General features: G+C 32.7%; 36 protein-coding genes. 29 read left to right on the forward strand and 7 right to left on the reverse strand.

Annotated features, from left to right (window positions below):
• Entirely contained in the window at positions 1-2,826 is a 2,826-nt protein-coding gene (locus BS101_RS23595; protein ID WP_073541485.1) for an N-6 DNA methylase, read from the forward strand.
• 321 nt (positions 2,827-3,147) lie between these two features.
• Here BS101_RS23595 and BS101_RS21845 read toward each other — a convergent pair whose 3' ends face one another.
• Positions 3,148-3,468 carry a winged helix-turn-helix transcriptional regulator gene (locus BS101_RS21845; protein WP_073541487.1) on the reverse strand — a complete coding sequence of 107 codons (321 nt, stop codon included), beginning with the start codon at positions 3,466-3,468 and terminating at the stop codon, positions 3,148-3,150.
• Between the two features lie 122 nt (positions 3,469-3,590).
• Here BS101_RS21845 and BS101_RS21850 point away from each other — a divergent pair, with 122 nt between their 5' ends.
• Positions 3,591-4,130, forward strand: coding sequence for a nitroreductase family protein (locus BS101_RS21850; protein ID WP_073541489.1), 540 nt, complete (start codon positions 3,591-3,593; stop codon positions 4,128-4,130).
• Between the two features lie 227 nt (positions 4,131-4,357).
• On the opposite strand, the gene BS101_RS21855 is transcribed toward BS101_RS21850, so the two are convergent.
• The gene (locus BS101_RS21855; protein WP_073541491.1) at positions 4,358-4,648 is read right to left on the reverse strand and encodes a helix-turn-helix domain-containing protein; all 291 of its coding nucleotides are present in this window, start codon (positions 4,646-4,648) and stop codon (positions 4,358-4,360) included.
• A 76-nt stretch (positions 4,649-4,724) separates the two neighbouring features.
• Entirely contained in the window at positions 4,725-4,964 is a 240-nt protein-coding gene (locus tag BS101_RS21860) for a helix-turn-helix domain-containing protein (RefSeq protein ID WP_073541493.1), read from the reverse strand.
• Between the two features lie 270 nt (positions 4,965-5,234).
• Here BS101_RS21860 and BS101_RS23090 point away from each other — a divergent pair, with 270 nt between their 5' ends.
• Positions 5,235-5,408 (forward strand): hypothetical protein, encoded by a 174-nt coding sequence (locus tag BS101_RS23090; RefSeq protein WP_198039636.1) that lies wholly within the window; start codon positions 5,235-5,237, stop codon positions 5,406-5,408.
• Between the two features lie 17 nt (positions 5,409-5,425).
• Here BS101_RS23090 and BS101_RS21865 read toward each other — a convergent pair whose 3' ends face one another.
• The 3 genes from BS101_RS21865 to BS101_RS21875 all read right to left on the reverse strand — a co-directional run bounded on the left by BS101_RS21865 (position 5,426) and on the right by BS101_RS21875 (position 7,890).
• A complete protein-coding gene (locus tag BS101_RS21865) occupies positions 5,426-5,839 on the reverse strand; it encodes a helix-turn-helix domain-containing protein (protein ID WP_198039637.1) in 414 nt (137 codons plus the stop codon).
• Positions 5,840-5,928: 89 nt separating this feature from the next.
• Complete coding sequence (locus BS101_RS21870; RefSeq protein WP_073541495.1) at positions 5,929-7,539, reverse strand: recombinase family protein; 1,611 nt, start codon at positions 7,537-7,539, stop codon at positions 5,929-5,931.
• A 165-nt stretch (positions 7,540-7,704) separates the two neighbouring features.
• The gene (locus BS101_RS21875; protein WP_012102358.1) at positions 7,705-7,890 is read right to left on the reverse strand and encodes a hypothetical protein; all 186 of its coding nucleotides are present in this window, start codon (positions 7,888-7,890) and stop codon (positions 7,705-7,707) included.
• 316 nt (positions 7,891-8,206) lie between these two features.
• On the opposite strand from BS101_RS21875, the gene BS101_RS21880 reads away from it, so the two are divergent.
• Both BS101_RS21880 and BS101_RS21885 read left to right on the forward strand, forming a co-directional pair.
• Positions 8,207-9,625 carry a hypothetical protein gene (locus tag BS101_RS21880; RefSeq protein WP_073541497.1) on the forward strand — a complete coding sequence of 473 codons (1,419 nt, stop codon included), beginning with the start codon at positions 8,207-8,209 and terminating at the stop codon, positions 9,623-9,625.
• A gap of 202 nt (positions 9,626-9,827) precedes the next feature.
• Positions 9,828-10,628 (forward strand): YhfC family intramembrane metalloprotease, encoded by an 801-nt coding sequence (locus BS101_RS21885; protein ID WP_073541499.1) that lies wholly within the window; start codon positions 9,828-9,830, stop codon positions 10,626-10,628.
• 70 nt (positions 10,629-10,698) lie between these two features.
• On the opposite strand, the gene BS101_RS24120 is transcribed toward BS101_RS21885, so the two are convergent.
• Positions 10,699-11,733 (reverse strand): helix-turn-helix domain-containing protein, encoded by a 1,035-nt coding sequence (locus BS101_RS24120; RefSeq protein WP_083585844.1) that lies wholly within the window; start codon positions 11,731-11,733, stop codon positions 10,699-10,701.
• A gap of 156 nt (positions 11,734-11,889) precedes the next feature.
• Between BS101_RS24120 and BS101_RS21900 the strand changes: the two genes are divergently transcribed.
• The 24 genes from BS101_RS21900 to BS101_RS21995 all read left to right on the forward strand — a co-directional run bounded on the left by BS101_RS21900 (position 11,890) and on the right by BS101_RS21995 (position 25,031).
• Positions 11,890-12,093 carry a helix-turn-helix domain-containing protein gene (locus BS101_RS21900; RefSeq protein ID WP_073541501.1) on the forward strand — a complete coding sequence of 68 codons (204 nt, stop codon included), beginning with the start codon at positions 11,890-11,892 and terminating at the stop codon, positions 12,091-12,093.
• Positions 12,094-12,568: 475 nt separating this feature from the next.
• A complete protein-coding gene (locus tag BS101_RS21905; RefSeq protein WP_156876149.1) occupies positions 12,569-13,108 on the forward strand; it encodes a hypothetical protein in 540 nt (179 codons plus the stop codon).
• Positions 13,109-13,112: 4 nt separating this feature from the next.
• The gene (locus tag BS101_RS21910; RefSeq protein WP_073541505.1) at positions 13,113-13,325 is read left to right on the forward strand and encodes a hypothetical protein; all 213 of its coding nucleotides are present in this window, start codon (positions 13,113-13,115) and stop codon (positions 13,323-13,325) included.
• Positions 13,326-13,478, forward strand: coding sequence for a hypothetical protein (locus BS101_RS23105; protein ID WP_012102339.1), 153 nt, complete (start codon positions 13,326-13,328; stop codon positions 13,476-13,478).
• Positions 13,479-13,484: 6 nt separating this feature from the next.
• Complete coding sequence (locus BS101_RS21915) at positions 13,485-13,907, forward strand: hypothetical protein (protein ID WP_073541507.1); 423 nt, start codon at positions 13,485-13,487, stop codon at positions 13,905-13,907.
• Between the two features lie 24 nt (positions 13,908-13,931).
• A complete protein-coding gene (locus BS101_RS21920; protein ID WP_073541509.1) occupies positions 13,932-14,693 on the forward strand; it encodes a hypothetical protein in 762 nt (253 codons plus the stop codon).
• 28 nt (positions 14,694-14,721) lie between these two features.
• Positions 14,722-14,889, forward strand: coding sequence for a hypothetical protein (locus BS101_RS23600; RefSeq protein WP_242951504.1), 168 nt, complete (start codon positions 14,722-14,724; stop codon positions 14,887-14,889).
• A 14-nt stretch (positions 14,890-14,903) separates the two neighbouring features.
• The gene (locus BS101_RS23110) at positions 14,904-15,041 is read left to right on the forward strand and encodes a hypothetical protein (protein ID WP_156876150.1); all 138 of its coding nucleotides are present in this window, start codon (positions 14,904-14,906) and stop codon (positions 15,039-15,041) included.
• Between the two features lie 12 nt (positions 15,042-15,053).
• Positions 15,054-15,197 carry a hypothetical protein gene (locus BS101_RS23605; RefSeq protein ID WP_198039638.1) on the forward strand — a complete coding sequence of 48 codons (144 nt, stop codon included), beginning with the start codon at positions 15,054-15,056 and terminating at the stop codon, positions 15,195-15,197.
• Positions 15,198-15,289: 92 nt separating this feature from the next.
• Positions 15,290-15,559 (forward strand): hypothetical protein, encoded by a 270-nt coding sequence (locus BS101_RS21930; RefSeq protein ID WP_156876151.1) that lies wholly within the window; start codon positions 15,290-15,292, stop codon positions 15,557-15,559.
• 10 nt (positions 15,560-15,569) lie between these two features.
• Entirely contained in the window at positions 15,570-17,558 is a 1,989-nt protein-coding gene (locus BS101_RS21935; protein WP_073541515.1) for an ATP-binding protein, read from the forward strand.
• A 20-nt stretch (positions 17,559-17,578) separates the two neighbouring features.
• Positions 17,579-18,511, forward strand: a complete 933-nt coding sequence (locus BS101_RS21940) for a recombinase RecT (RefSeq protein ID WP_073541517.1) — start codon at positions 17,579-17,581, stop codon at positions 18,509-18,511.
• Entirely contained in the window at positions 18,511-19,236 is a 726-nt protein-coding gene (locus BS101_RS21945) for an MBL fold metallo-hydrolase (protein WP_083585846.1), read from the forward strand. The genes BS101_RS21940 and BS101_RS21945 overlap by 1 nt, the downstream gene beginning before the upstream one ends.
• A gap of 148 nt (positions 19,237-19,384) precedes the next feature.
• Positions 19,385-20,269 carry a hypothetical protein gene (locus BS101_RS21950; RefSeq protein ID WP_073541529.1) on the forward strand — a complete coding sequence of 295 codons (885 nt, stop codon included), beginning with the start codon at positions 19,385-19,387 and terminating at the stop codon, positions 20,267-20,269.
• A 97-nt stretch (positions 20,270-20,366) separates the two neighbouring features.
• Positions 20,367-21,008, forward strand: a complete 642-nt coding sequence (locus BS101_RS21955) for an ATP-binding protein (protein WP_242951505.1) — start codon at positions 20,367-20,369, stop codon at positions 21,006-21,008.
• A gap of 6 nt (positions 21,009-21,014) precedes the next feature.
• Positions 21,015-21,419: a hypothetical protein gene (locus BS101_RS21960; RefSeq protein ID WP_073541532.1), complete on the forward strand. Its 405-nt coding sequence runs from the start codon at positions 21,015-21,017 to the stop codon at positions 21,417-21,419.
• A 147-nt stretch (positions 21,420-21,566) separates the two neighbouring features.
• Entirely contained in the window at positions 21,567-21,887 is a 321-nt protein-coding gene (locus tag BS101_RS21965; RefSeq protein WP_073541534.1) for a hypothetical protein, read from the forward strand.
• Positions 21,888-21,900: 13 nt separating this feature from the next.
• Positions 21,901-22,065, forward strand: a complete 165-nt coding sequence (locus BS101_RS24125) for a hypothetical protein (protein WP_242951506.1) — start codon at positions 21,901-21,903, stop codon at positions 22,063-22,065.
• 43 nt (positions 22,066-22,108) lie between these two features.
• A complete protein-coding gene (locus BS101_RS21970) occupies positions 22,109-22,372 on the forward strand; it encodes a DUF1064 domain-containing protein (protein ID WP_242951327.1) in 264 nt (87 codons plus the stop codon).
• Positions 22,373-22,375: 3 nt separating this feature from the next.
• Positions 22,376-22,711, forward strand: a complete 336-nt coding sequence (locus tag BS101_RS21975) for a hypothetical protein (RefSeq protein WP_073541536.1) — start codon at positions 22,376-22,378, stop codon at positions 22,709-22,711.
• Between the two features lie 20 nt (positions 22,712-22,731).
• Positions 22,732-23,061, forward strand: coding sequence for a MazG-like family protein (locus BS101_RS21980; RefSeq protein ID WP_156876152.1), 330 nt, complete (start codon positions 22,732-22,734; stop codon positions 23,059-23,061).
• Positions 23,062-23,088: 27 nt separating this feature from the next.
• Positions 23,089-23,448: a DUF7448 domain-containing protein gene (locus BS101_RS21985; RefSeq protein WP_073541538.1), complete on the forward strand. Its 360-nt coding sequence runs from the start codon at positions 23,089-23,091 to the stop codon at positions 23,446-23,448.
• Positions 23,449-23,549: 101 nt separating this feature from the next.
• A complete protein-coding gene (locus BS101_RS21990) occupies positions 23,550-23,966 on the forward strand; it encodes a hypothetical protein (protein WP_073541540.1) in 417 nt (138 codons plus the stop codon).
• A gap of 546 nt (positions 23,967-24,512) precedes the next feature.
• Positions 24,513-25,031: a hypothetical protein gene (locus BS101_RS21995; RefSeq protein ID WP_073541542.1), complete on the forward strand. Its 519-nt coding sequence runs from the start codon at positions 24,513-24,515 to the stop codon at positions 25,029-25,031.
• The last annotated feature ends 8 nt before the right edge of the window (positions 25,032-25,039 follow it).

The following is a 25,039-nucleotide window of genomic DNA, read 5'->3' on the forward strand; positions in this document are numbered from 1 at the left end:
ATGTCAATGGAGGCAGACACAAGAATACACATAGATAAATGGTTGGAAAATCTCGGATGGAATTTAGAAGGAAAAGATAAAAATGTATTTTTAGAACAACCCAGAAGTGAAACCGAAAGAAAAAAGTTAAAAGGGAAACGGCCTGATTATGTACTTTATTCGCAACGAAGAGATAAACCCATAATGGTTATAGAGGCAAAGAGAAAAGGCGAAAGAGTTGATAGAGCCTTGGAACAAGGAGTAGGATATGCCAAACTATTAGGTGCTCCTATTGTTTTTGCTACTGATGGATTGTTTTGTAAGTCATATCATACAAAATTTGATAAATCGTTGCTGCTAAATGGCGAAGAAGTAGATGAATTTTTAAGAGAATTATTAGCAATACAATATTTAAATACTTATGAAGTTAATACGATTTCACCAAAGGTACAATATTCAAGACAAGAATTAATTAAAATATTTAATGATGCTAATAATATGTTAAGGGGAGAGGGACTTAGAGCAGGAATAGAAAGGTTTGGTGAATTTGCTAACATTCTCTTTTTGAAATTAATAAGTGAAAATGAGGAAAATAAGGAACTAGAAGGAGAGGAAGCTATTCTTGAAGCAAGTTTTAGATGGAAATATATTAGAGAATTGAGTACTACTGACAGGATAGATTATATAAATAATATGGTATATCCTAAAATCAATAAATTATATGGTGGAGATAATATATTCGATAAGCTTGCTATAAGGAACCCTAAAACGTTATCCCAAATAATCGATAAAATTGATCCTCTTACTTTAACAGATATTAATTCAGATGTTAAAGGGGATGCTTTTGAATATTTTTTAAAGGAATCGACTGCGTCTGGAAACGATCTTGGAGAGTATTTTACTCCGAGACATATTGTTAAGACTATGGTTAGGCTAGCTAATCCTAAAATAGGGGAAAAAGTTTATGATCCATTCTGTGGTACAGGAGGGTTATTGATAGAAAGTTTTAGACATATTTGGAATACAATGCCTAGAAATGACACTACTAAAAAGATATTGACCGAGAAAACAATTTACGGTAATGAAATTACCAATACAGCAAGAATAACAAAAATGAATATGATTTTGGCTGGAGATGGGCATAGTAATATTAAAATGGAAGATAGTTTAGCTAATCCAGTTGATGGAAGGTATGATGTGGTACTCACTAATATGCCATACTCCCAAAAAACTGATTATGCTGATTTGTATGATGTAAAATCTAATAATGGTGATAGTATTTGCGTTCAGCACTGTATGAAATCAATAAATAAAACTGCTAATGACGGAAGAATGGTAATTGTTGTTCCCGAAGGATTTTTATTCAGAAAAGATTTGGCTAAAACTAGAGAATATATGCTTAACAATTGTGAACTTCAAAGTATTATATCGCTTCCACAAGGTGTATTTTTGCCTTATACAGGAGTTAAAACTAATATTTTATATGCCACTAAAGTAAATAAAAAACATGTAAAAAAGCGTAGTAGTTATTGGTATTTTGAAGTCAAAAATGATGGTTATACTTTAGATAATCATCGTCGCAAAATTGAGGGGGATAATGATTTAAAAAGATATGAGGAATATAGAAAGCTTGATATTGATCAAAAAGAAGAGATGATTAATGTTGGATTTGATATAATATCTTTAGAAAGAATTAAAAAGAATTCGTATATACTAGTTGGAAATAGGTATAAAGATACAAATATTCAAAGACATAGTTATTACAATGTTATGTTGAAGGATATTGTAGAAATAATTGCAGGGCAGTCTCCTGAAGGTAAATATTATAATCAAAATAATGAGGGAATGCCATTTTACCAAGGAAATTCTAATTTTGGGTATATGTATATAAATCCACCTATCAAATGGACAACACAAGTAATAAAAAAAGCAGTACCTAATGATATTTTATTGTCAGTTCGTGCTCCGGTAGGAAAAATCAATATTTGTATGCATGATATATGTATTGGCAGAGGATTAATGGCTTTACGAGCATATAATAATATTAATTATAAGTTTTTGTATTATATTATGTTGGGTCTTGAATCTCATTTAAATGAAATTTCTTCTGGTAGCACATTTAAAGGTATTACTAAGGAACAAATTAGTAAATTAGTAATACCGTTATATTCTCTTGATAAGCAACAAAAAATAGTATGTGAACTGGATAGTTATCAAAATATTATCATAAATGCAAAACGTATTATGGATAGCTATAAGCCTTATGCTAATATTGATAAATATAATAAAATTAAGTTAAAAGATTTATGTATATTAATACAAAGAGGTAAAACTCCTAAATATGGAGAGTCTAATATTCAACTTATTAAATCGGGACAAGCCCGGGGTTTTTTTGATTTTGATTTTAATAAGAAGTATTATGTTTCAGATGATTTTAAAATTGATCACAGGCTTCTAAAAAAGGGAGATGTATTATTAAATTCTACAGGCGTTGGAACCGCAGGGAGGGTTACATATTTTGAATTGGATGGGGATTGTTTAGTCGATGGTCATATAACCATATTGAGACCTGATAAAGATAAAATTAATCCAAAATATTTAATGTATGCCTTAAGTATTTTTTATGGATTTGATAAAATCGAACATATGGCATCGGGATCGAGTGGAAAAATTGAATTGAATTTGAGCGTAGTAAAAGATATAGAAATACCTGTTCCGGATTTGAATATACAGAATAGAATAGTAGATGGGTTAGAAAACGAAAGAAAAATTATTATAAATCAAAAGAATGCTATTAATTTATTTACAAATAAAATCAACAATAGAGTAGATGAACTGTTTTATTAAGATCTTTAACTATGTAGATGTTTAAAAGCCCCAGGACCAACCCCAGGGCTTTCACCAATTAGAACAATAATGAGTGACTTTAAAGTATTCTTATGACATTAATTATTATAACCAACTTTAAACATTTTATAATTATCCTGCCGTCAAATCAACGTTTTTTTATTTCTGTTGTCTGAAGGGCAGAGGTACAATATATAAAAAATGTCTATCCGGGAAACTCCGAACAGGAGGCGGATGATATTGGAGTTTTACATTCAAATTAGATTCTCAGCGTTAGTACATGTCTTTGTGGTTCCTTTGAAACTGTGAGATAAACTAAAGTTATGTTTCATTATGTATTTCATTATATGCCCTGGTACCCCAAATGCCAACCATATCCAACGCCGGATAGATGGCCTTCCCTAATTCGGTCAAAGAATATTCCACGCGGGGCGGAACCTCATTATACTGCTTTCTAACAATAATCTTTTGTTTTTCCAGCTCTTGAAGATTTTTGGATAGCATAAAACTAGAGATCCCCTTTAGCCTTCTTTGCAGTTCGTTAAATCGAATAACTTCCTGCTGGTTTAATTCCCATGTAATTTGTATTTTCCATTTTCCGTTTAAGATACTCAAGGCATACTTTACAGGACATTCCTCCATACATTATCTCCTTTACTTATATTTTTATTACTTAGTAATAATATTTTCCGTACTTGATTTAATATTATCATGGAAGTACAATAAAGTCAAAAGTCAAATCAAAAAGGAAAGGATGATTTGTGATGAACACATTAGAAGCAATTAAAGCAAGAAAAAGCCAGAGGAGCTATGCGCAAAATCCCGTTGAGGAAGAAAAGATCCAGCAATTGATCTCCGCGGCCAACAATGCCCCCAAAGCGGGAATTTTACATCTATCTGTTATAGAGAATCAAAATATCCTCAAAGCTCTCAATGACCAAACCTTAATCGCCTTGAAAAACTCAGGCAATGACTTTTTGGTTAGCACGGCTTCTCTTGAAGGGTATCAGCCGTTATACGGTACGCCAGTTCTGCTTCTTTTTTCAGCTAAAAAAGGTGAACCCTATAGTGACGCTAATGCCTCTTGCGCTGCGGCCAATGCCACTATTGCCGCAACCGAACTTGGGCTTGGTTCCTGCTATGTGGTTTCTCCGCTGTTCGGAATAAAGGCGAATCCTGAATTAGGGGAAAAAATCGGTATTCCTGAAGGTTTCAAACCCATCTGCGGTGTTCTGATAGGATACGCTAGTGGAAATGCCTTTGAGTCCCCCAAACCTACAAATACTATCAATTACTGCAAATAAGTACTTTGCTGTTTCAGGTTATATTTGTATGATTAAAAGCCCGTAGAAATCTTGAGTTTCTGCGGACTTACTTTACTAAAGATTACGTATGTCAAGTGTTTCAAAAGGGCATAACGGGAAGCGAACAAAATTAGATAGTAAATTGTTTACTAGTTTTAAAAAGTTCATACGTGTAAGATAAATAAAAGGTACAAAGTAAGAAAACAAAGTAAATTAACTACTATAACTTACTTTGTTTTTTTATAATGTTTTTTAATTATCATTGCAAGATCTACTATAAAGTCTCTATCTTCAATGTCTTTCAAGTTCAAATTATATTTTTCTTTTGTCCTGCAGAGTAAATAATCTAAACTTACATTAAATATGTCTGCTAGTTTAACCAAGTTGTTTATACTAGGTTCAATATCTTGTGATTCGTAGCTGGAAATAGATTGCCTTGAAACACCTAACATTCTTCCTAATTCATCCTGGGTTAGCTCCTTCTCTTCTCTTAATTCTTTTAGCCTATCCCCAAACATATTTTGTTATCCTCCTAAATTTTGTTATACAATTTACAGTTTATAGGAAGATCTATAATTTACTCTTTTATTCAAGTTATTTTTTCTTTTTTGAATAAAAAGGACAATAAAATTGTCCTTCGTAAAAATAAAGAAACAACATTATTGGACACATTGTAAATTCATTACATGTTTTTTTGATAAAGGGAATACTTATATAATTCATTTTATAAAGGGAAGTATTTTCTAGCTTACTTAAATAACTTTGGCTTATACCAAGTCTTTCAGCCATTTGTTTCTGTGTAATGCCTAATTTATTTCTTATTGCTCTAAACAAATAAACCACCTCGATTCTACATTATACGACAATATTCTCAAACTATAAATAATCAAATGTTGGAAAATGTAACTAATTGGTGAATGATATTCCTCCTAGGAATATTATTTGTGTTATTATATAAAGCAATAAAAGGTGCACCGTTTAAATTGAGTAACAAAGGAGGGGGCTTTACATGGTGAGTGAAACTTTAAGAAAAGTGGATATGTTAACAATTTTGTGGTAATATGGTAGTAGTGAATCAGAACGGATGTTCTATCAAATGGTATTATGTGGGACATAGGGGGTATAGATTTGAAATTAGAAAAAGTTATTTTAGAAATAATGGAAATGGAGGATCTTAAGAAAATAGAACTAGTTGAATTAGATGAATGTATTGATAAAATCAATACATCAGTGGATAGTATTAAGTCATCTGCATTAGAAGCAACCCCTTTAATTTAAAGGGTTGCTTCTAGGAATTAAATATTTAAATAAGGTTTTAGTTTTTCATAGTAAACCCTATTAATAACAGTAGTACCGTTTTCCCAATTTTTAAATGCTCTATAATCGATTCCTGTTAACTTTCCGGCGTGCCAATATGATAAATTGTGTTTGATTCTCCAATTTTTTATCATGTGGCTATAGTTGGAAAATATAAATTTATAGTAATCATCATAATAGTATTCTATGGATCTCTTTATAACTTTAGATATTTTTACTAGAATAGCAGGGGAGGGAAAGCACATTCCAGATTCATAATCTTGTATAGTTGAATGACTGACACCTATCAATTTTCCTAATTGATATTGTGATAAGTTTTTAATTAATCTACTTTTTTCTATACGGTTGCCAACTGTTTCCTCACAAAGATGTTTATATAATTCTTCATACAAGTTGATGTAAACTTGTTGAGTAACGATTGCACTTTGGTACAAATGGCTTCTGCTCGCTGTACCAAAGTGCAATGAAGGGTACTGTACCTCTAAAGAAGTAATTTTTTTTTATCTCCCCAGAACTTTATTGTGAGGTTCCCGGTATCTCCATCCCACAAAACACTATCTAGCATTACATTATATATAAGTTTTACTTCTTCGTCTTCTAGTTCATCTATTATCTGCATTTTATCTAAACATTTAAATATCATTTCTAGACTTAGGTCTGCCTGGGAAATTAAATTGGTAGAAGTCTCAACGTCAATTAACTTCTTCTGATGATCTTCTATTTCTCTATTAAGGTTTTCAATTTGTGGAATAATATATTTAGCAGCAACAGGGCTAAGTGACATTTGGTTTACAAGATTTTCAATTTGTTTCTTTTTATTATCTATATCTTTTTTTATATTATCTATATTTTTAAATTCATAGGATTTAGTACTAAGGAGCTCCTTTTTGTATTCTTCTACTTCTTTTCTAAGTAAACCTTTATTAAGTGAATATTCTTTTAGCTTTTCTTTTAGAATTTTTTCTATATCGTCAGTTCTAACATTAGCATTGTCACATCTAGTATTTCCACTGGAGTTTTTTAGCGTACACTTATAATAAAATACTTTTCCGGATTTATTTCTACCATGTATAACTTTCATATTGCTGCCGCATTTAGCACATTTTAAAATTCCTGTAAGTAGAGCATTATGGGTTTTTCCCAATCTTGGAGCCTTTTCTTTGTTTTCGTGTAATAATTTTTGAACCATTAACCAGTCTTTGGCATTTATTACACCTTCATGTTTAGCTATAGCTGCAATCCATTCTTCTACATCTCTATATATGGCTTTACCACGTTTCTTATTATAAGTTAGAATACCATGCTTACCACCTGGATTTCCCACTACAGTCATCCCTAGATCGCTTAAATATAGAATAACATTTTTGTCGGCTTTGACATAAACCGGATTAACAAGGATGTCTTGAATACCACTCTTATTCCAAACATCCTTACCGGTTTTGGTTTTAATAAAGTTTTGATTCAGGTACTTAACAACTTGGCTTAAAGATTTTAATTCTAAATATTTATCATATATTAGTCTTACGGTTTTCATTTCATCAGAGACAGGAGTTAACTTGTGCATTTTTCGCTCTTTAAAATCTTGGTCAAAATAGATTATTTCCTCTGATTTAAACCCTAATGGAGTTTGTCCGCCTAACCAACGACCACTTTTGGCAAGCTCCAACATATTATCTCTTACACGTTCTGCAATAGTTTCTCTTTCTAGCTGTGCAAAGACACTGGCAATGTATATCATGGCCTTTCCCATTGGGGTACTTGTATCAAACTGCTCTTTTATACTTATAAAACTTACATTGTAATTTTGCAATAATTCTAAAGTAGATGAAAAATCAGCAACATTACGAGAAATTCTATCCAATCTATAGCATATTAGGACGTCAAATTTCTTATTTGACGCATCTTTTATCAATTCCTGAAATTTAGGTCTGTTTGTATTTCCGCCACTAAATCCTTCATCTTCATATATTATAAATTCCATAGTTTCACCGTAAAGTCTAGTACAATATTCCTGGCACATTTGTATTTGATTCTCTATGCTATCACCTTTACCGGTGAATTTTGATTTTCTTGAGTATATAGCTGCTATCATAAAAATACACCTCATCTATAGAAATGCTATAATTTATAAAAATAAATTTAAATAAGTTTAAATTTAATATAATTGTGGTATAATATGTTTAAAAGAAGCCGTTGCGGTTTCAACGTTATATGTTTTTAGTTCATTAAAAATGCACTTACTGGAATGGGTGCATTTTTAGTTTTTTGAGTTTTTATCTTTGTTATCATCAACGGTAATTGAAATTTCATTATCGCCAACTTTAGAGCTGTTCTTATATTTAAGAATAGCTTTTTCTTTTAAGTATGCAAGCATAGCAAAAATACCTACTATGCCGATTATAGTAACGCATACCATAGCTGCAATAACAATATATCCACCCACACTGCCACCTCCTCTGCTGTCAAATTAACCGCAACGACCTCTTTTGTAAGAGATAAATTCTGGGAGGTGGCCAACTAAAAACATTTTTATTCTCTTGGTAAATATTATAACATATATATAAATAATTTCTAAGTCTGTTAAGAACTTTTCTAGCAGGCTTTATTTTTATATAAATTCTATGGATAATTCAACATATTTAGATAAAATATAGTAATATATAAATAAAATAAGATATTATTATAAGTAATTATGAAAATAGAAAATCAAAATGTAATAGTTATTTAAAATTTAAGTATAAACATGAGGAGATGATTTTTTGAGGTATGCTCTAATTGATAATTCAACCTTAACCGCGGTACAAAGAATTCTTGGAGAAATTCCAATAAAAAATAAACATACTATTGACGGAGATATTATTGCTTTAGAAAATTATATTCAAGCAATTTTATTTTATGATAAGTTGATATATCTTGATGATTACAAAGAAACTTATCGAGATTCTAGAGAAAAATTTTTTGATAATATGATGAACTTCAGTCCAAGTGAAGTAGGATATTCATCTTTATTAAAAACTGCAAAACAAATAACAGAAGAAATTGTTCCATGTGTAGAAGGAGGAAAATTTTCAGATAAAGATTTCAAGCCTTTCTTTGATTTGCTAAAAATGAATGTTACGTTTACTTGGGATATAAGATCAAGTGTTTATTTCTTGACCGAGAAGATGTTAGAAGAAATAGGAGGGATTGATGTTGAGAAGTATAGCAAATTATCAAATATGATATTTATGGAGCTGTCAGAAAAAAAAATTACTAAAAAAAATAATACGAATGGTAAGATAAAATTATATGATTCACACGGAAGAGAAATAAACTCTTCATATAAAGTTATAGATCGTGATGGAAAAGAACAAGATACCGAATTATCTAGGCAAGTTGAAGTGTTCTTCGCAGCTTTAAATTGGCTTGCATTTAGGACAAGTTTATATACACTTTTAGCAAAAGAAATGAATTTAGAATTAATATTGCACCCTATAAGAAATCAATTTCAAATTAGTCTATTATCTAAAATTAATAAAGGTAAGGAAGATGTATTCAAAAATATCATAAACGCTATGAATGGAAAAGCCGTTGAAACTTTTACTAAGATAACGGAGACAACTCAACCTTTTGTTTTGCAACAACCTCTACCACTATTTACAGTGTGGTTAGCTCAAAAAACTAAGAATCCTTGTAATTTTATTGAAGAAGCATATAGTATTCGTAGTAATAAAGAATTTGTTCAAGCAAGGCAGAAGTTAATTGAATTGGAGTGTCTATTAGAAGAACAAAATTATAGTAAATTTGTCAAAGAAGCAAATAAATTAAACTTAGAGATTAAAAATGAAATTAATATGTTATGCTCAAGATATGGAGTTACAACTAACCAAGGTGTACCATTAACACAAATAATATCTGTATATAATATGACAACTTTAGCAACTAATCTTCCTAAGGTCCCTAATATTAATGTAGATATTAAGCCTTTGGCTTTTCTTAGAGATATTATTCCAAAGAAAGGGTTTAAAAGTATTTACAGGAATTTAATAAATGATTTAATTAGTATTTCACGTACAGGGAAATATTATGAGATTATATCTTCGAATGTTAAATTAGATAAAGGAGCTCGGTACTATGATTCAAAGACAGAGAAAATAGAGTATTCTAAAGCTAAGTCGTGGTGGAAAATACCAATGTAGAAAGTTACTAAATTGTATTTCGATTAACAAAAGACTTTATATTAAGAGGTTGTTACATTATAATATTCCAATTTTTATTATTAATCCTTATATAAGGATTAAAGAGAAACTCATAATACAAATTTCACACGAAATAAAATATAAAAAATAGAGTATAATTTATTAATATTAGTAGATCTCTATATATGAAAGGAGGAGTTTTATGGTAAGTAATACATCAATTATGTTCTTAATTATATCTCTAATTATTTCAGTTGGGTTACCTTTAGGGTTAGTAGCTTACTTTTATAAAAAGTATAAAATATCAATAAAATGTGTATTTATAGGAGTATTAATATTTATAATATTTTCTCAGATTTTAGAAAAAGCATTACATTATTTTGTACTAACAAAAAACCCTCATACCATAGCATTATTAAAGAATCCATGGCTATTTATGATTTATGGAGGACTTGCAGCAGGGATATTTGAAGAAGTGGGTAGATATATTGGTTTTAAGTTTTTGCTTAAAGGCCAAAGAGAATGGAAAGATGGAATCGCCTATGGTATAGGACATGGTGGAATAGAGGCTATATTAATAGGTGGAGTTGCAGGTATACAGAATATAGTATATTCAAATTTAATAAACTCTGGTACTTTTGAAAAAGTTCTTAGTGCCAAGCTTCCTGTTAGTATGTTAACATCAATAAAAAATAGCTTAGAGAACACTCCATCTTATATGTTTGGGTTTATAGGTATAGAAAGAATGCTGGTACTGCCATTACATATAGCACTATCTCTTGTGGTGTTATATGGAATTAAAAAAGGGAAAAAAATATATCTTTTATATGCTATAATAATCCATGCTATAGTTGATTTTCCTGCTGCTTTGTATCAAGCAGGAAAGATCAAAAGTATATTTTTGATAGAGGGTGTAGTTTTAGTAGTTGCTATTATATCTTTAATTTTCATCATTAAATCAAAGGTTTTATTTGACAAAACTTCTTCTGAAAAGGTGTATTAAAACGGCATGAATAACTAAAAAATATGGATGTTGTATAGTTTATAAGATTAAAGGAGCCATAAAGGCTCCTTTATTGATCTGAAATCTTATTTAAAAGTTTGCTATCTGTTTTTAAAGATGCCTTTATTAATTCTATGTAAGAATCATCTATTTCCCCATCATCATTAATAAGCCCATCTTCAAATAATTTCTTTATTAAGAGGGTAGTATATAAACCCTTGGATCTGAGGTTATTTTCATCATCATCTTTATGGCTTTTTATGTATTCTTCCAAAAGTTCATTACATTTTTTTAATATTTTATCACTTTCAGGATTGGGTTTAACGTATCCTATTTGTTCTAATAGATCCATTTCAGGAGTGTTCATTGATTGAGCAATTTTACATACATCTCCGAGTGATGGAGATCTTGAAACCTTTTCTTTTTCAAGGTTATCAACATACTCACATTCTAAGTCAGCTTTAGTGGCAAAATCCTGTAAAGATAAATTGTTTTTTTGTCTGTATTCGGAAATGATTTTTCCTAAACTTTTAGGACTAGAAGTATTAATGTTATTACTGTAAGGATTACGAATATCTGTAAGTCCCATTAGCCAGTCTAAAGATACATTAAAATCACTGACGATTCTTTTTTTTAGTTCATCATCTGGTTTACTAAAACCAGATTCATATTGAGATATTGTTGATTTTTTTAAGTTGTAAGGTTTCCCAAATTCCTCTTGAGTCAACCCGTTTTCGGTTCGCAGTAATTTTATTCTTTTTCCTAAAATATTGTCCACATCGTTTGTTTTATCAGGTAAATTTTCATTAATTTCAACATTAATCATATTTTCTTTTAATTGCGTGTTTATATTTTTCCCTTCTATATATCCAGCTAAAGTCATAAGTAATTCATATGAAACTTTAAGAGCAGATGAAATTTTTTTTAATATATCTGGCGAAGGGGCTCTCAGGCCTCGCTCAATTCTTGAAATGTGAGCAGCACTAACATTTGAATATAAGGCAAGTTGATTTATGGATAAATCTTTTTCTTCGCGAATCTCTTTTATATACTCACCGATATTTACATTCATACTTGAAGCTGAATTTTGGTCATTTATACTCATAAAAACAACCTCCTTATTTCTATTTTATTATATATATTGCCTGTAGGCAAATAATAAGATATCAAAAACAGAAAAATGTATTGACAACTGGCAAACAATATTATATTATATTGCCATAAGGTAATATTGCCAGATGGCAAAGGGAAGTGATTATATATGGATAACTTAATTAATTTAGATAAGCTAAGGCAATATATGAAAGAAAACAATATTTCAAAAAGTGAATTGGCTGAAATTATTGGCGTTAACTATACTACTGTTTATAGGATATTCAAAGGCACAAGAAAACCAGGTGTAAAATTTATATCTAAACTACTTAGCAGTAATATATCTTTAAAACATGATGAAATTTTTTTATAGTTTTTATTGCCAAGTGGCAATGAAAATCACTTCATAGCTTTATGCTTCACTTCAAAAAGCTATAAAAACTAGATCATATCTTTTCAAAACTTAATATAAAGCAATCAGTAACCTTCATACAATAGCGTTCATACCATAAACTAGGAGGCGATTAAACTGAAAAATAAAGTTAAATCTGTTACTGTGAGTTACCCAAGTGATGAACATAAAGAAGAATTTGATATTAGGTTACACAGGGTATTAGCAAAAATTATTGTTAATATGCCTCCAGAGAGATTAAAAAAGTTAGCGAACTTATAGTAAAAGTCTTTGAAGTTATAAAAAGTAATTAACTAAAGAGAAAAATGCAAAACACTTTATCGCATAGCCGAATATGGACAAACACGTTCCTAATATATGCTATGAAATTTTCAAAGTTTTTGCTACTAATATTTTAAATTTTAGGGTGTCAGCTTGAAAGGGGGTGAGGATGACAATGGGTACAACAATGATTTCTAAAACATTAAAACACATACAGAAGGAACACAAACTCACGTGCAAGCAAGTTGCCAAAATGGCAGGAGTAAGCGAATCAGCAGTGGTTAGATATGCACTAGGTGACAGAAATATGCCAGAGGATGTAATTGTAAACTTATCTAAGTTTAGCGAATTTGAAGAATTAAAGATGGCCTATAAGGCACAGAAAAAGATAGGGATTATAAATATACCTATGATGAATGGAATTGATGATAACATCCACTGTATGATTTTAAAAATGATTAGAGAAGAAATTCCTGAAGCTGTAAAAGCTTTTGGAGAAATATCAAGCTTAACAATGAATAAAAAGTCTTTGAGTAAAGATGAGATAGAAGAACTATATGAACATATGGAGCAGATAGCAGATTTAATACCTCCTATAGAAACATTCCTTATAAGACTTAAAAGGTTGTTTGGCGTCAGTTTGGACAGGCTAGATATGACAGAATGGGAGAAATTCAGGCAAAAGCGTTACATTGTAGATATAGAGGAGGGGTAACAAAATGACCAACTCAGTAAAAATTAAAATGGATGTATTTGCAGGAGCACAGGTAACACGCAGGGAATTGACTCAAAGCATTATTCAGGAACTATGTTACCCGCATGAAAACATTGATTACTATACTGATAATTTAGGGAGTCTACCCCTAGATGAATATTCAGAGGAATTGAAGAATATGGAACGACCATGTAGGAGGAGAAGGAGGGGAGTATAAATGGATTTAAGTAAATTATCTGTTGATGATTTAAAAAACGCTATCTGGACCTATAACAATGGTATGGTTCCAATTGGAGGGCTAGATGTAGAAAGGTATCGTATGGAACTTATCCTTAGAGGTGAAAATGGCAAAGGATATAGAGAGGAGTAGGAATAAGTGAAGTATATAGATAAAAAGGGCAAGGAAGTATTTGTTAGCCAGGGCTTAGGAATGAAAGAATATGGTTCATTTAGAAAGAGTAAAGCAGGAGGACTTCACCGTGTAAAATCCCCAATGATGCCAATGGCTTCATCCAGAGAAGAAGCTCAAAAGAACTTGGATTTATGGGCTAGGAAAAATGGATTGAAGGCAGTTGAGGAGGTAAAGAAGATGTTTGATGCTACTGAAGTAAAAGGATTTAACAAGCTGAATGATGCAGACAAGGACCTGTTCACAAGATTCTGTAAAAAGTTTTATGATGCATGGGAGTATCCAGAGAAGCATAAACCGGTAAAAGTGCAAAAAATGAAGGGGTATTTGAAGGTGACTTTGGTTGATGTTAGCTGGCTGCACATTACTAAGAATTGTGAGTGGTATTAGATATGGAGAGGGAGAGAAGAAGCCATGGGAAGGAATAGTAATTTTTCCATAAGTGAAGTTGAGTATCTAGAAAATAATTGGGGAATTAAGTCCATTAATGCTATGGCTAATGATTTAAACAGAAGTATATCTTCAATATTGAATAAGAAAACACGTTTGCAGCTTGGAGCATTTTTGGATAATGGTGAGTATATAACAGTCAATCAACTTTTTAAGGCTATAGGAAGAGAAAAAGGTACTGGTTATACATTGCGTAACTGGATAAGGAAAGGGTTCCCTGTTAAAAATAAAAAAGTTTTGAATAGTAGTTTTAGAGTAGTTTATTTGGAAGATTTTTGGAAGTGGGCCAGAGAATACAGAATGCATATTGATTTTAGCAAATTTAAAGAAAATGAATTGGGACTTGAGCCAGATTGGGTAAAAGGGCAGAGAAGGGCGGATATTGCTTTTTCTAAATACAAGGTTACCCCATGGACCAAAAAGGAAGATTCGCAGCTTGAAAGTTTACTTGGAATCTTCAGATACAGTTATAGAGAGCTGTCAATGCAGATCCTTAGGACAGAAGCAGGCATTAAAAGGAGAATCAACGATTTAGGTCTAAACATGTGGCCTATCAGGGACTTGTCCCGCAGCTGGAGAAGTGAAGAAATAAGTATTGTAACTGATATGTATAACAATGGTTATAAAAGTGATGTCATAAAAGAATATATAAACAAGTCTGCTCAAGCTATAAATGGGAAGATAGAAAGGTTAATAAGGGATGGCATATTAGTAAAACATAAATAGGAAAGAAGGTGGAAGCGTGATAAAACAATTGTTCCATAACGCCGGCATCAAAGTGACAGACCAGGAACTCAAAGAAATAATGCAAATCACTACAGACGACATAAGAGAAAACCGAATCAAGTTCGGTAAAAAGACAAGCTTACAGCAGATGTTTACCATTGCTAAAAGAAGTTTAAAGGTGCTTATTAGTGCTTGAAGGGAGGCCAATAGATGAGAGATAAGGAATTTGTTAAGCTGCAGAGAGAAAACAAGAAGCTTAGAGAGCTTTTAAGGGAAGGTATTCAACTTGCGGAAATTTGCGTGGAAAAGGTTAAGTGTCAGGAGGATGTGTGCAAGCAGAAGAGTTAGGGGGTGAATAACATGGATGCACTTACAGTAAAGAAGCTTAGAGAGTGCAAACTGGATAACAACGGAGAACTTTATGATCCGGTATCTGGAGAGACTTTTAAAGATATTGATGCACTGACAGTTGAGGAAGTAAAAGAATTTCTTAAATATGCGTAAAAAAAGCCCTCGCCAAAGGGCACAAAATTAAAACTTCATTATCCCCATTCTATCGCAGAATGGGGGAAAAATCAAATATGGGAGGAATTAAGATGGCAAAGTTTGATATTAATCAATCTATAAATGCTCAAGCAAAATTATGTGAAAAGAAAAACTATCCGCACTTTGCACCAAAGTCAGGAGTGTGCTGGTGCTGTAATCAAAATATCTACGAACAGATCGGATGGAAGCGTGATGAATTAGGAAGAAAGATAAGAGTTGATTTAGAAAAGGCTGATTTTAAAACAGGGATATCCACTGAAAAGGCCGGTAAAGAACTTATAACAGGTTGTCCACATTGTAATAGGACTTATTGTGATTAGGAGGTAGAACATGAGTAAAACAATAGTTTTAGAAAAACTGACTCTTAAGAATTTCAAAGGTATCAAGGACTTAACAATAGATTTTTCAAACATAAGCAACATCTACGGTGACAATGCCACAGGAAAGACTACAATATTTGATGCCTTTACATGGCTGCTGTTTAATAAGGACAGCCAAAATATAAGTAAATTTTATGTACAGCCACTTGATGAGAACAATAAAGTGGACCCTATGATTCATACCGAAGTTGAAGCAGTACTTGAGATAAATGGTGTGAACACAGTTTTAAGGAAGCTTCTGAAAGAAAAATGGGTTAAACCAAAAGGAAAAACCGAATCAGAGTGTAAGGGTGCAACTACTTCTTATTACATTGATGATGTACCTAAGAAAGAGAATGAGTATAAGAAGAAAATAAATGAAATCATCCAGGAGGATATATTTAAGCTGCTAACCAACCCAATGCATTTCTCAACTAAAATGACATGGCAGGAAAGAAAAAATATACTTATGGGAATGATAGGGGAAATTACAGACCAGAATGTTATTGATTCAAAGGAAGAATTAAAACCGTTGGAAGAACTTCTTGTAAACAAGGATATAGATGAACTTAAAAAAAGCATAAATGCATCAAGAAAAAAGCTTATAAAGGACAAGGAGTCAATACCTCCTAGAGTTGACGAACTTAGAAAAAGTATAAAAGAAGAAGATGTTGACTTTGAAGCCCTGGAGTTCAGAAAGCGTGGAATAGTTGCAGGAATGAAGAGTGTGGAGGAGCAGCTCCTTGATAAGACAAAACTTGATGATGAACTATTTATGAAAAAAGACAAACTTTATGGACTTAAATCCAAACTTAAGGATATTGAACATGAAGAAGTTGAAAAGGCCGAAAGTGGAAGAGATAAAATAGCCCAGGACATAACCAGTTTAAATGGAGAAATAGCTGAAATCAAGTTTGATATTAAATCTCTTGAAATGGAGAAAAACAACAACCTTAAAATAGCCAAGAACTTAGAAGTAGAAGTTAAGAATTTAAGAGACAAATGGTATGAGGAAGATGCAAAAGTTTTTGAACTTCCAGAGGATGCACGTATATGTCCTACCTGCCACCGTCCTTTTGACGAGGAAGACATTGAAAGTCACAGGCAAGAGATGGAGGGTAACTTTAAACAGAATAAGTCCAAAATCTTGAAAAGTATAAAAGCCCAAGGCTTAGAAAAATCTAATGAACTTGAAAAGTATAAAGAGAGAGTATTGAAGAATGATGCTGCCCTGAAAAATGCCAAGGATTCTCTAGAAAAACTCAATAATGAAAAAGATAAGCTTCAATCTGAAATGGACAATTTTGAAATAAATATAGACCTTGATAGTAACAAGGAATACCAGGGAATATTAAAACATGTGGAAGAACTTGAAACGGAACTTTCAAAACCAGTAGATTCAAATTCCCAGATAAGAGAGCTCAAGGAGAGAAAAGACAGTATAGAAAAAGAACTTGAGGAGGTCAACTACAAGCTGGGATACAGGGAAATCAATGATAAGACAAATGCTAGGATTGAAGAACTGTTAAACAAAGAAAAAGAACTAAGCCAGCAGATTGCTAATTTAGAGAAACAAGAGCTCCTGTGCAACGAATTTATAAAAACCAAGGTTGAACTTATGGAAACAAGTATTAATTCTAAATTCAAATATATTAAGTTTAGATTCTTTAAGACTTTAGTTAATGGAGGAATTGAAGAGGGATGCGAACCTCTTGTAGATGGTGTACCGTTCTCAACAAACTTAAATTCAGGTGCAAGGATTAATGCTGGAATAGATATTATAAATACTCTGTCTCAGCACTACGGAATTAATGCACCAATATTTATAGATAACAGGGAAAGCACCACAAAGCTTATAGATGTGGAAAGCCAGGTAGTAAATTTAGTTGTAAGCAGTAAAGATAAATCTTTAAGGATTGAAAATGGCGAACTTGCGGAGGAAAAACAGCTGGCAAGTTAAGTTAAAGGAAGGTGATGGAAATGGAAAGTAAAAGTACTGCAATAACACTAGCCAAAGAAGATGCCCTAAATCAGATAACGGAAAAAATAGGGGAGCTTAGAAAAAATAATGATATAGTGTTTCCACCTAATTATTCAGTTGCTAATGCCCTAAACAGTGCATGGTTGCAACTTCAAGAAGTACAGAATAAGGATCATAAACCTGCATTGGAAGTATGTACTAAAAATTCAATTATAGGTTCATTATACGATATGTGTCTGCAGGGTTTAACTCCCGCAAAGAAACAATGCTATTTCGTAGTTTATGGAAATCAACTGCAGCTTATGAGAAGTTACATGGGAACAGTAGCAGTAACCAAAAGGTTGAAAGGTGTTAAGGACATTAAAGCCTACTGTATATATGAAGGTGATGAATTTGAGCAGACCTATGATTTAGATACAGCAACTTTAAAAATCAGTAAATTCAATCCTAAGTTTGAAAATATAGATACAAATAAAATCAAAGGTGCCTTTGCAGTAGTAATAGGAGAGAATGGTCCCATCCATGCAGAGGTAATGAATATCGACCAGATTAGAAAAGCATGGGGACAGGGTATTGCCTATAAAAGTGGAAAATCTACAGCCCATAATAATTTTACTGATGAAATGGCAAAGAAATCGGTGATAAACAGAGCTTGCAAGATGTATGCAAATACTTCTGACGACAGTGACCTTTTGATTGAAGCTTTTAACAATACGGATAAGACCTATGATGAAGAAAGTATGGTAGGTAATGTTGAATATGAAGTTAAGGAAGAAATAAAGGATAAGGCAAATAAAAAGTCCATAGATATAAAGGTTTCTGAGGAGAAAACGGATAAGCAGAATGTAATTGATGTGGAGCCTGAGAAGGTGGAAGAAAAGCAAACTCCAAGTTCAGCAGAACAGACTGAAATAGAAGGACCAGGATTTTGATGAAACTTACAGTTTTAGGGAGTGGTAGCAGTGGAAACTGCTATCTGCTCCAGAATAGAGATGAGACTTTGATACTTGAATGTGGATTGCCCTATAAGACTATTTTAAAAGGACTAGATTTTAATTTGATGAATGTTGTAGGGTGCCTGGTAACACATGAGCATAAGGATCATAGTAAGGCCATAAAGGAGTTTATCAGTAACGGAATAGATGTTTACAGCAGCAGTGGAACATTGAAGGCAGTAGATGCTGGGGATTATAGAGCACAAGTAATTGAATCTGAAAATCAGGTTTCTATAGGGGATTTTACTGTACTTCCATTCGAAACTGAACATGATGCAATAGAGCCTTTAGGGTTCCTTATACAACATAGTGATATGGGCAAGCTGCTCTTCATTACAGATAGTTACTACTGCCAGTATAACTTTACAGGACTTAATCACATTATGATTGAGTGCAACTACAGTATGGATATTGTAAATGAAAACTTTGAAAGAGGATTAATACATCCTGTACTTAGGAACAGGCTTTTGAAATCTCATTTCAGCATGGAGAATGTGAAAGAATTTTTAAAGGTTACTGATTTAAGTCAGGTTAGAGACATTGTGCTTTTACATCTTAGTGATAGCAATAGTGATGAAGAAGGATTTAAAACAGAGATAGAGAGGCTTACAGGAAAGCCTACTTATATTGCAGATAAAGAGTTGGAAATAGATTTATTTTAAAATTTAAAGTTACAAAGCAGGGCTGCCGGTACCGATCTAGCAGACTGCTAAAATTCCAATTTAACCAGACAAGAAATGAAGAAGTTTTAAATCAGGCATGTTAGTACCGATCTGGCAGTCTCATTTAAAACTCCCAAGAGGTGCTCACATGAACTATATAAAAGAAATCAATGCCTTTAGGAATTATTTGAGGACCAATCCTATTCCGGCAATTACTCAGGCCCTATGGTACGTGATTATAGATTACCATAACTCAAGTAATTGGGAACCATGGATTACCATAGATAATTTCAGATTAATGGCAGATTTACAAATTTCAAAAAACACACTTAATACTCATAGAAACACTCTTGTACAAAGTGGATTGCTTTTATATAAATCCATACCAAGAAAAAAGAATTCAGGTAGATATTGTTTAGTGAGTTTAGCAGAAAAACAACAAACTGGTATTCAAACTGGTGCAAATATTAGACCAGATGATGAACCAGATATACAAAAAAATAAAACTGGTGCAAATATTGAACCAGAATGTGAGCCAGATGGTGAACCAGATCGAGTACCAGATGGTGAACCAGATCATGAACCAGATGTGTCTGGGAAGCAGCCTTGTGAGCCAGTTCCCGAGGGACATAAACTAAACAAAACTAAACTAAACAATAATATTGTTGTTGTTGAAAAAGAAAATAAAGAAAAAGAGAATTGGTTTATAGTGCTGAAATATTTCTGCCAAAAATCAGGCAGGGCAGATACAAATTTGAGAAACAGAGAAAGAGAAGCAGCCCAGGAGATCTGTGAAGAGGTACCGTCCCTTGACACAGTTCTTAAGGGTATAGATTATGCTTTTGATAACTTCAAGCCTGATTCTGGGGATGAAAAAATAAACTCCTTTTGCTACTGTGCAACAGTTATAAGGGGACTCCAGAAGCGTGAAAATTTCAAGAAGAATGGAGGTGGGAAGCGTGGAAGTTCTAAACAGGATACTGACTCAGGTAAGAACTCAAGTCCATACGACTTCTCAAGGTTCAAGGGGTAGATCTGTGTATAAATGCCCTATATGCCAGGATACCGGGTGGGCCAAAACAAAAACAGGATACAAAAGGTGCAGTTGCTATGAAAAAGAACATGCCAAAATGCTCTGGAAAAGTTTTGGAGTAGACCCATCAAGGGTGAAAGCTCTGAATGATTACAAGGGCTATGATGATGCTACCAAGAAGGCTTTATACATGGCTAAAGCCTATATACGCAATTTTGAAAGCATCAAGAACACCGAAGAAAACAGCTTTGGTTTATTCGGACAACCCGGGGCAGGAAAAAGCCATATAGCAATTGCCATAGGTGCAGCACTTTTAAACCGGAAAAATCCTGTACAGGTTATATATATGCCTTATCTTGAAGCCATGAGAGAGCTTAAGGCAAACGTCAATGATGATGAATACTACTTGAGATTATCTGACAGGTATAAGAAAGCAAAAGTGTTGATTATGGACGATTTGTTCAAGGACAAGGTTGCAAATGGAAACCTGATTAAGGACCGGTATGGGAAAAAAGCTGTTCTAACAGAAACTGACATAAAACACATAATGCCGATTATAAATTACAGGTCTCTTAACAATATGCCAACCCTGATAAGTACGGAATGTACACAGGAAATTCTTATGGAGCTTAGTGATGCGCTGGCAGGAAGAATATTTAAATCTTGCGGGGATAACATGATAGTTTTTGAGGGTGACGAGCATAATTACAGGATGCGAGAATTTGTTAGAAAGGGGTGATGAAAAATGGCAGTTGCATTCGAAAGAAAAAAAGAAACCCTGGACTTTGTAAGAGATAACTGGGAAATCATGTACAAAAAGGATATGGCAAAGAAATTAGGGTGCAGTACTTCTCTTGTGAGTGTGATAGGAGGCGAATTAGGTTTGCCCATCCAGCGTAAGTTACCTACGCTTCCCAAAGATTCATTCTGTACCATTGATAGTATTCGGAGGATGAGAAATGATTTTAGACTAGGGCAGAAGATAACTCTAAAGGTGCAACGCAGTCGTGGGAAATATAAAGTCATAAGTGGAGTTGTAGCTAACAAGACAGACTATTTGGTTCTGGTCAAGTGGAAGAAGTATGGAAAAGACCGAAGAGAAAGTTTTAGGTATGATGAGTTCTGCGTGGGAGAGGTTCGGGTTGTTTAATTATACAAATAACAGTCAATTTAAGCCATAGGTATAGCAAATTCTAAAGAAAAGGGGACAAAATAATTTTATCGCTTTGAAATTGGAATGGGTTTAAAAGGACTGTATGAGAGATTTAGAGTAATAGTGTGGTAGGAGGTAAAGATATTGGAAAGTGAGAAAAATTTTCTGGTCAATTGTATAAAAATGGGCAAGTTGAAAAAAGTCACAGAACCTTGGCATGGATACCTAAAAGATAAAAAACTAATAGTATTTAAAATTGGCACTGGTTATAATTTAATTTCTATAGATGGGGAAAAAGGAGAAAAAAACTTAGAAGGATTATGCAAGTATGCATGGGAAAATGATCCAGAAACAACGCAAGAAAGTGGATATGATTGTGTAGAAGATTTCATAGAAGAAGTGAATTTGGGTAATGATGGATTCGGATTTAATGAAGATGAAATAGAAATATGTGATATGAAATAAGGGAAATGAGATTATGAGTAAGTTGAAAATCATAAGAGGAGCCAAACCTATAAAATTTGGTAATCAGATAGGAATGAAGATGGATGAACTGGACAGAGGAACAATACCAGGAATACCTCAAAAAGAGAGGTCAGAAGGTAGAGAAACCAAAAGTAAAGAAGCAGAAATACAGGAATAAGGGTGCATGGCATGATGGAATGTATTTCAGGAGTCAGCTGGAAATGAAGAGATACTGCCAGTTAAAACTTTTATTCTATGCTGGGGAAATCGCAGGATTTATATTGCAGCCGGAGTTTATTCTTCAGGAAGGTAAAGGAGAAGAAAGAGCTATAACTTATACTGCTGATTTTCTGGTTTTGAATAAGGATGGTACCTACAGTGTTGAGGATACCAAAGGTTATGAGTCAGCACAATGGAAGAGGACGTACAAGCAGTTTAAATTGAGATATCCAGAGGTAGAACTGAAAATATTGAAGGAGGTATAAGGTATGGAGTGTAAGGATATAAACCATGAATGTACAGATGAAATTGTTTGTCCATTTTGTGGTCAAGAATTTACTGACAGTTGGGAATATGGTGATGATGAAGCTTTAGGATTAATAGAGTGTGATGAATGTGGAAAATCATTTTATGCGAGTAGGGAAGTTTCAATAACTTATTCAACACGTAAAGCTAATTATGGGACGTGTAAAAACTGTAAAGATGAGAATGTGGTTATTGAAAGTTATCATTCATCAATAGGCAGATATAGTGGCTTGTGTGTTAAATGTGGAAGAGCAGAAAAACAAAGATTGCGTAAAAAATATATTGATAGTATTCGTTAAAGGAAGCGAAATTTGGAGAGGTGAACACATTGAAACTAAAACTAATGGTGCTTAGAAAATTGATAGACCGCAAAGGCAATAAAATAGACAATCGTACAATGTCTTGGGAAGATTGGAAGGATAAAGTTTTAGAGGAGGCAGGAGAGTTGTGTGAAGCTCTCTCCTCTGGAGATAAGAAAAAGATAATGGAAGAGGTACTGGACGTTATTCAAGTAGGTATAGGAATCTTGGCCAAGCTTTTTAGAGAGAATTTTGACATAGTTCAGGGATTTCACAGGCACAATAAAAAGTTGGTTGATAGGGGCTGTGAGGCTTGTGCAGAGGTTAATTTTAATGCGAGTAGGAAGTAGTTAAGAATTTAGACAGGAGGAATGAATATGTATAAGGATTTTAAAGAATTAAAAGGCAAAATATTAATAAAGATTCAGGTTAAGTCAGCAGATGAAATATTATTCCATTGTGATGATGGTAGTGTATACAAAATGTACCATGATCAAGATTGCTGCGAAAGTGTAACCATAGAGGATATATGCGGAGATATAAATGATTTAATTGGTTCTCCAATTATAGTGGCAGAAGAATCTACTAATTCAGATAACCCAAAAGATAAATATGATGAGAGCTTTACATGGACGTTTTATAAATTAGCAACAGTAAAAGGATATGTAACCATAAGGTGGTATGGAGAATCAAATGGTTACTATTCTGAATCGGTTGACTTTGAAAAAATAACTTAAAGAGTATTAAAGCAACGGAGGGGTGAAAAACATTCAAATTTGACAATTAAAAAGATATCTTCTGAAATTTATATGAATTAATAAAGGAAGGTGTTAACTATATGGCATCTAGAAAAGTAACGTTAGATGATTCGTGGAAAGAAATTAAAGAGTTGAGAGATAAGGGACTTACGTATGATGCAATAGGTAAAATTTATGGAGTGACTAGACAGTGTATACAACAAGGGCTCGCAAGAAGATATAAGAAGTATAAAAAGTTGTCTAATATTTTTCGAGGAGGAAAATTTATGATTAAGTATTCAGAAACACAAAAGGGAGATATTTTAAGGATAGTTGGAGCAGGTGCTCCAGGGTACGCTGAAAATGGAGAATTAGTAAAGGTTACAGAAACAGAACAAGATTCTGTAGTTGTTGAAAATAGAAATGGTGTAAAGGCTACTTTTATGTTTGATTGTGGAGCAGCAAGACTTGAACAAACACAATGGAAGAATAAATTTCCTTTACAATCAGGACTTTAAGGTAGATGGTAGCGAATAAGTTGAAAATAGTTTAATAAAGCTAATACCAGGGGTTTGTATGTCCCTGGTATGAGGAACTAATATGTTAAAGATAAACATTGAAAAGATAATTATTCAATGGATATACAAATAGTATATGTAAAGTTATAAGTTATTATACATGGAAATTTAATATAGATTAATCGAAATTTTAAGTAAAACCAAACACCGGGGATTATTCATCCCCGGCATGAGTATTAATAGATATAAAAATATCTCTAAATTAGAATAATTCTATAAAAATAGTATATACAAAATTGAATTTATTATACAGGGAATTTAATATAGATTAGTTGCAATTTCAAGCAGAATTAAACACCGGGGATTATCCATCCCCGGTATAATGAAAAAATGATGGCTATATTCAGGAGTAAATGCAAAATATAAAAATATTCATACGAAAGAGGTTTCGCATAAATAGGATATGTAAAATTAGGTTTATTATACTGGGAATAAATGAGAAATGTAACATAATCAGAAATAAGATTTTAGGGGAGGAATTAAATAATGGATGAAATAAAATTCATTGAGATGGAAGAGAAACTCCGAAATTATTTTAACAAAGATAAGAAGATTAATGTACTTAATAAGAAGTTAGAAGTTTTAAAAAGTCAGATAGATGTAATAGAGTACAAACTTAAGAATGTTGCAGTAGACCTCCCCGAAGAATCACGTTCAATGGTATATGAAGAAAGAGTCCAGACAAGTCCTACAGGTGAAAGTTATGCCGAGAGGACTTTGCTGCGTATAACGGATAAATTGATTAAGGAGCAGTCATGGAAGAGAGAACAGGTTGCAAATATAGAGGAAACTTTAAGGAATATGGAAGCAGATAATGCTGTTATTGAAGCTAATATTAAAGATTTAAGAATTGAGGACCAGGAGTTTTTGAAATATAAGTATAAGTACAAGAAAACAGATTTGCAGGTTGGAGTAAAATTTAATATGTCTCCAGGGGGAGTTACAAAGAGAAGGCATAGGTTGATTGAGAATATAGTTAACTGGGATATGTGGATTAGTGCCTAATTACTAAG

The sequence above is a fragment of the Clostridium kluyveri genome, assembly GCF_001902295.1.
In the GTDB taxonomy this organism is placed as follows: domain Bacteria; phylum Bacillota; class Clostridia; order Clostridiales; family Clostridiaceae; genus Clostridium_B; species Clostridium_B kluyveri_B.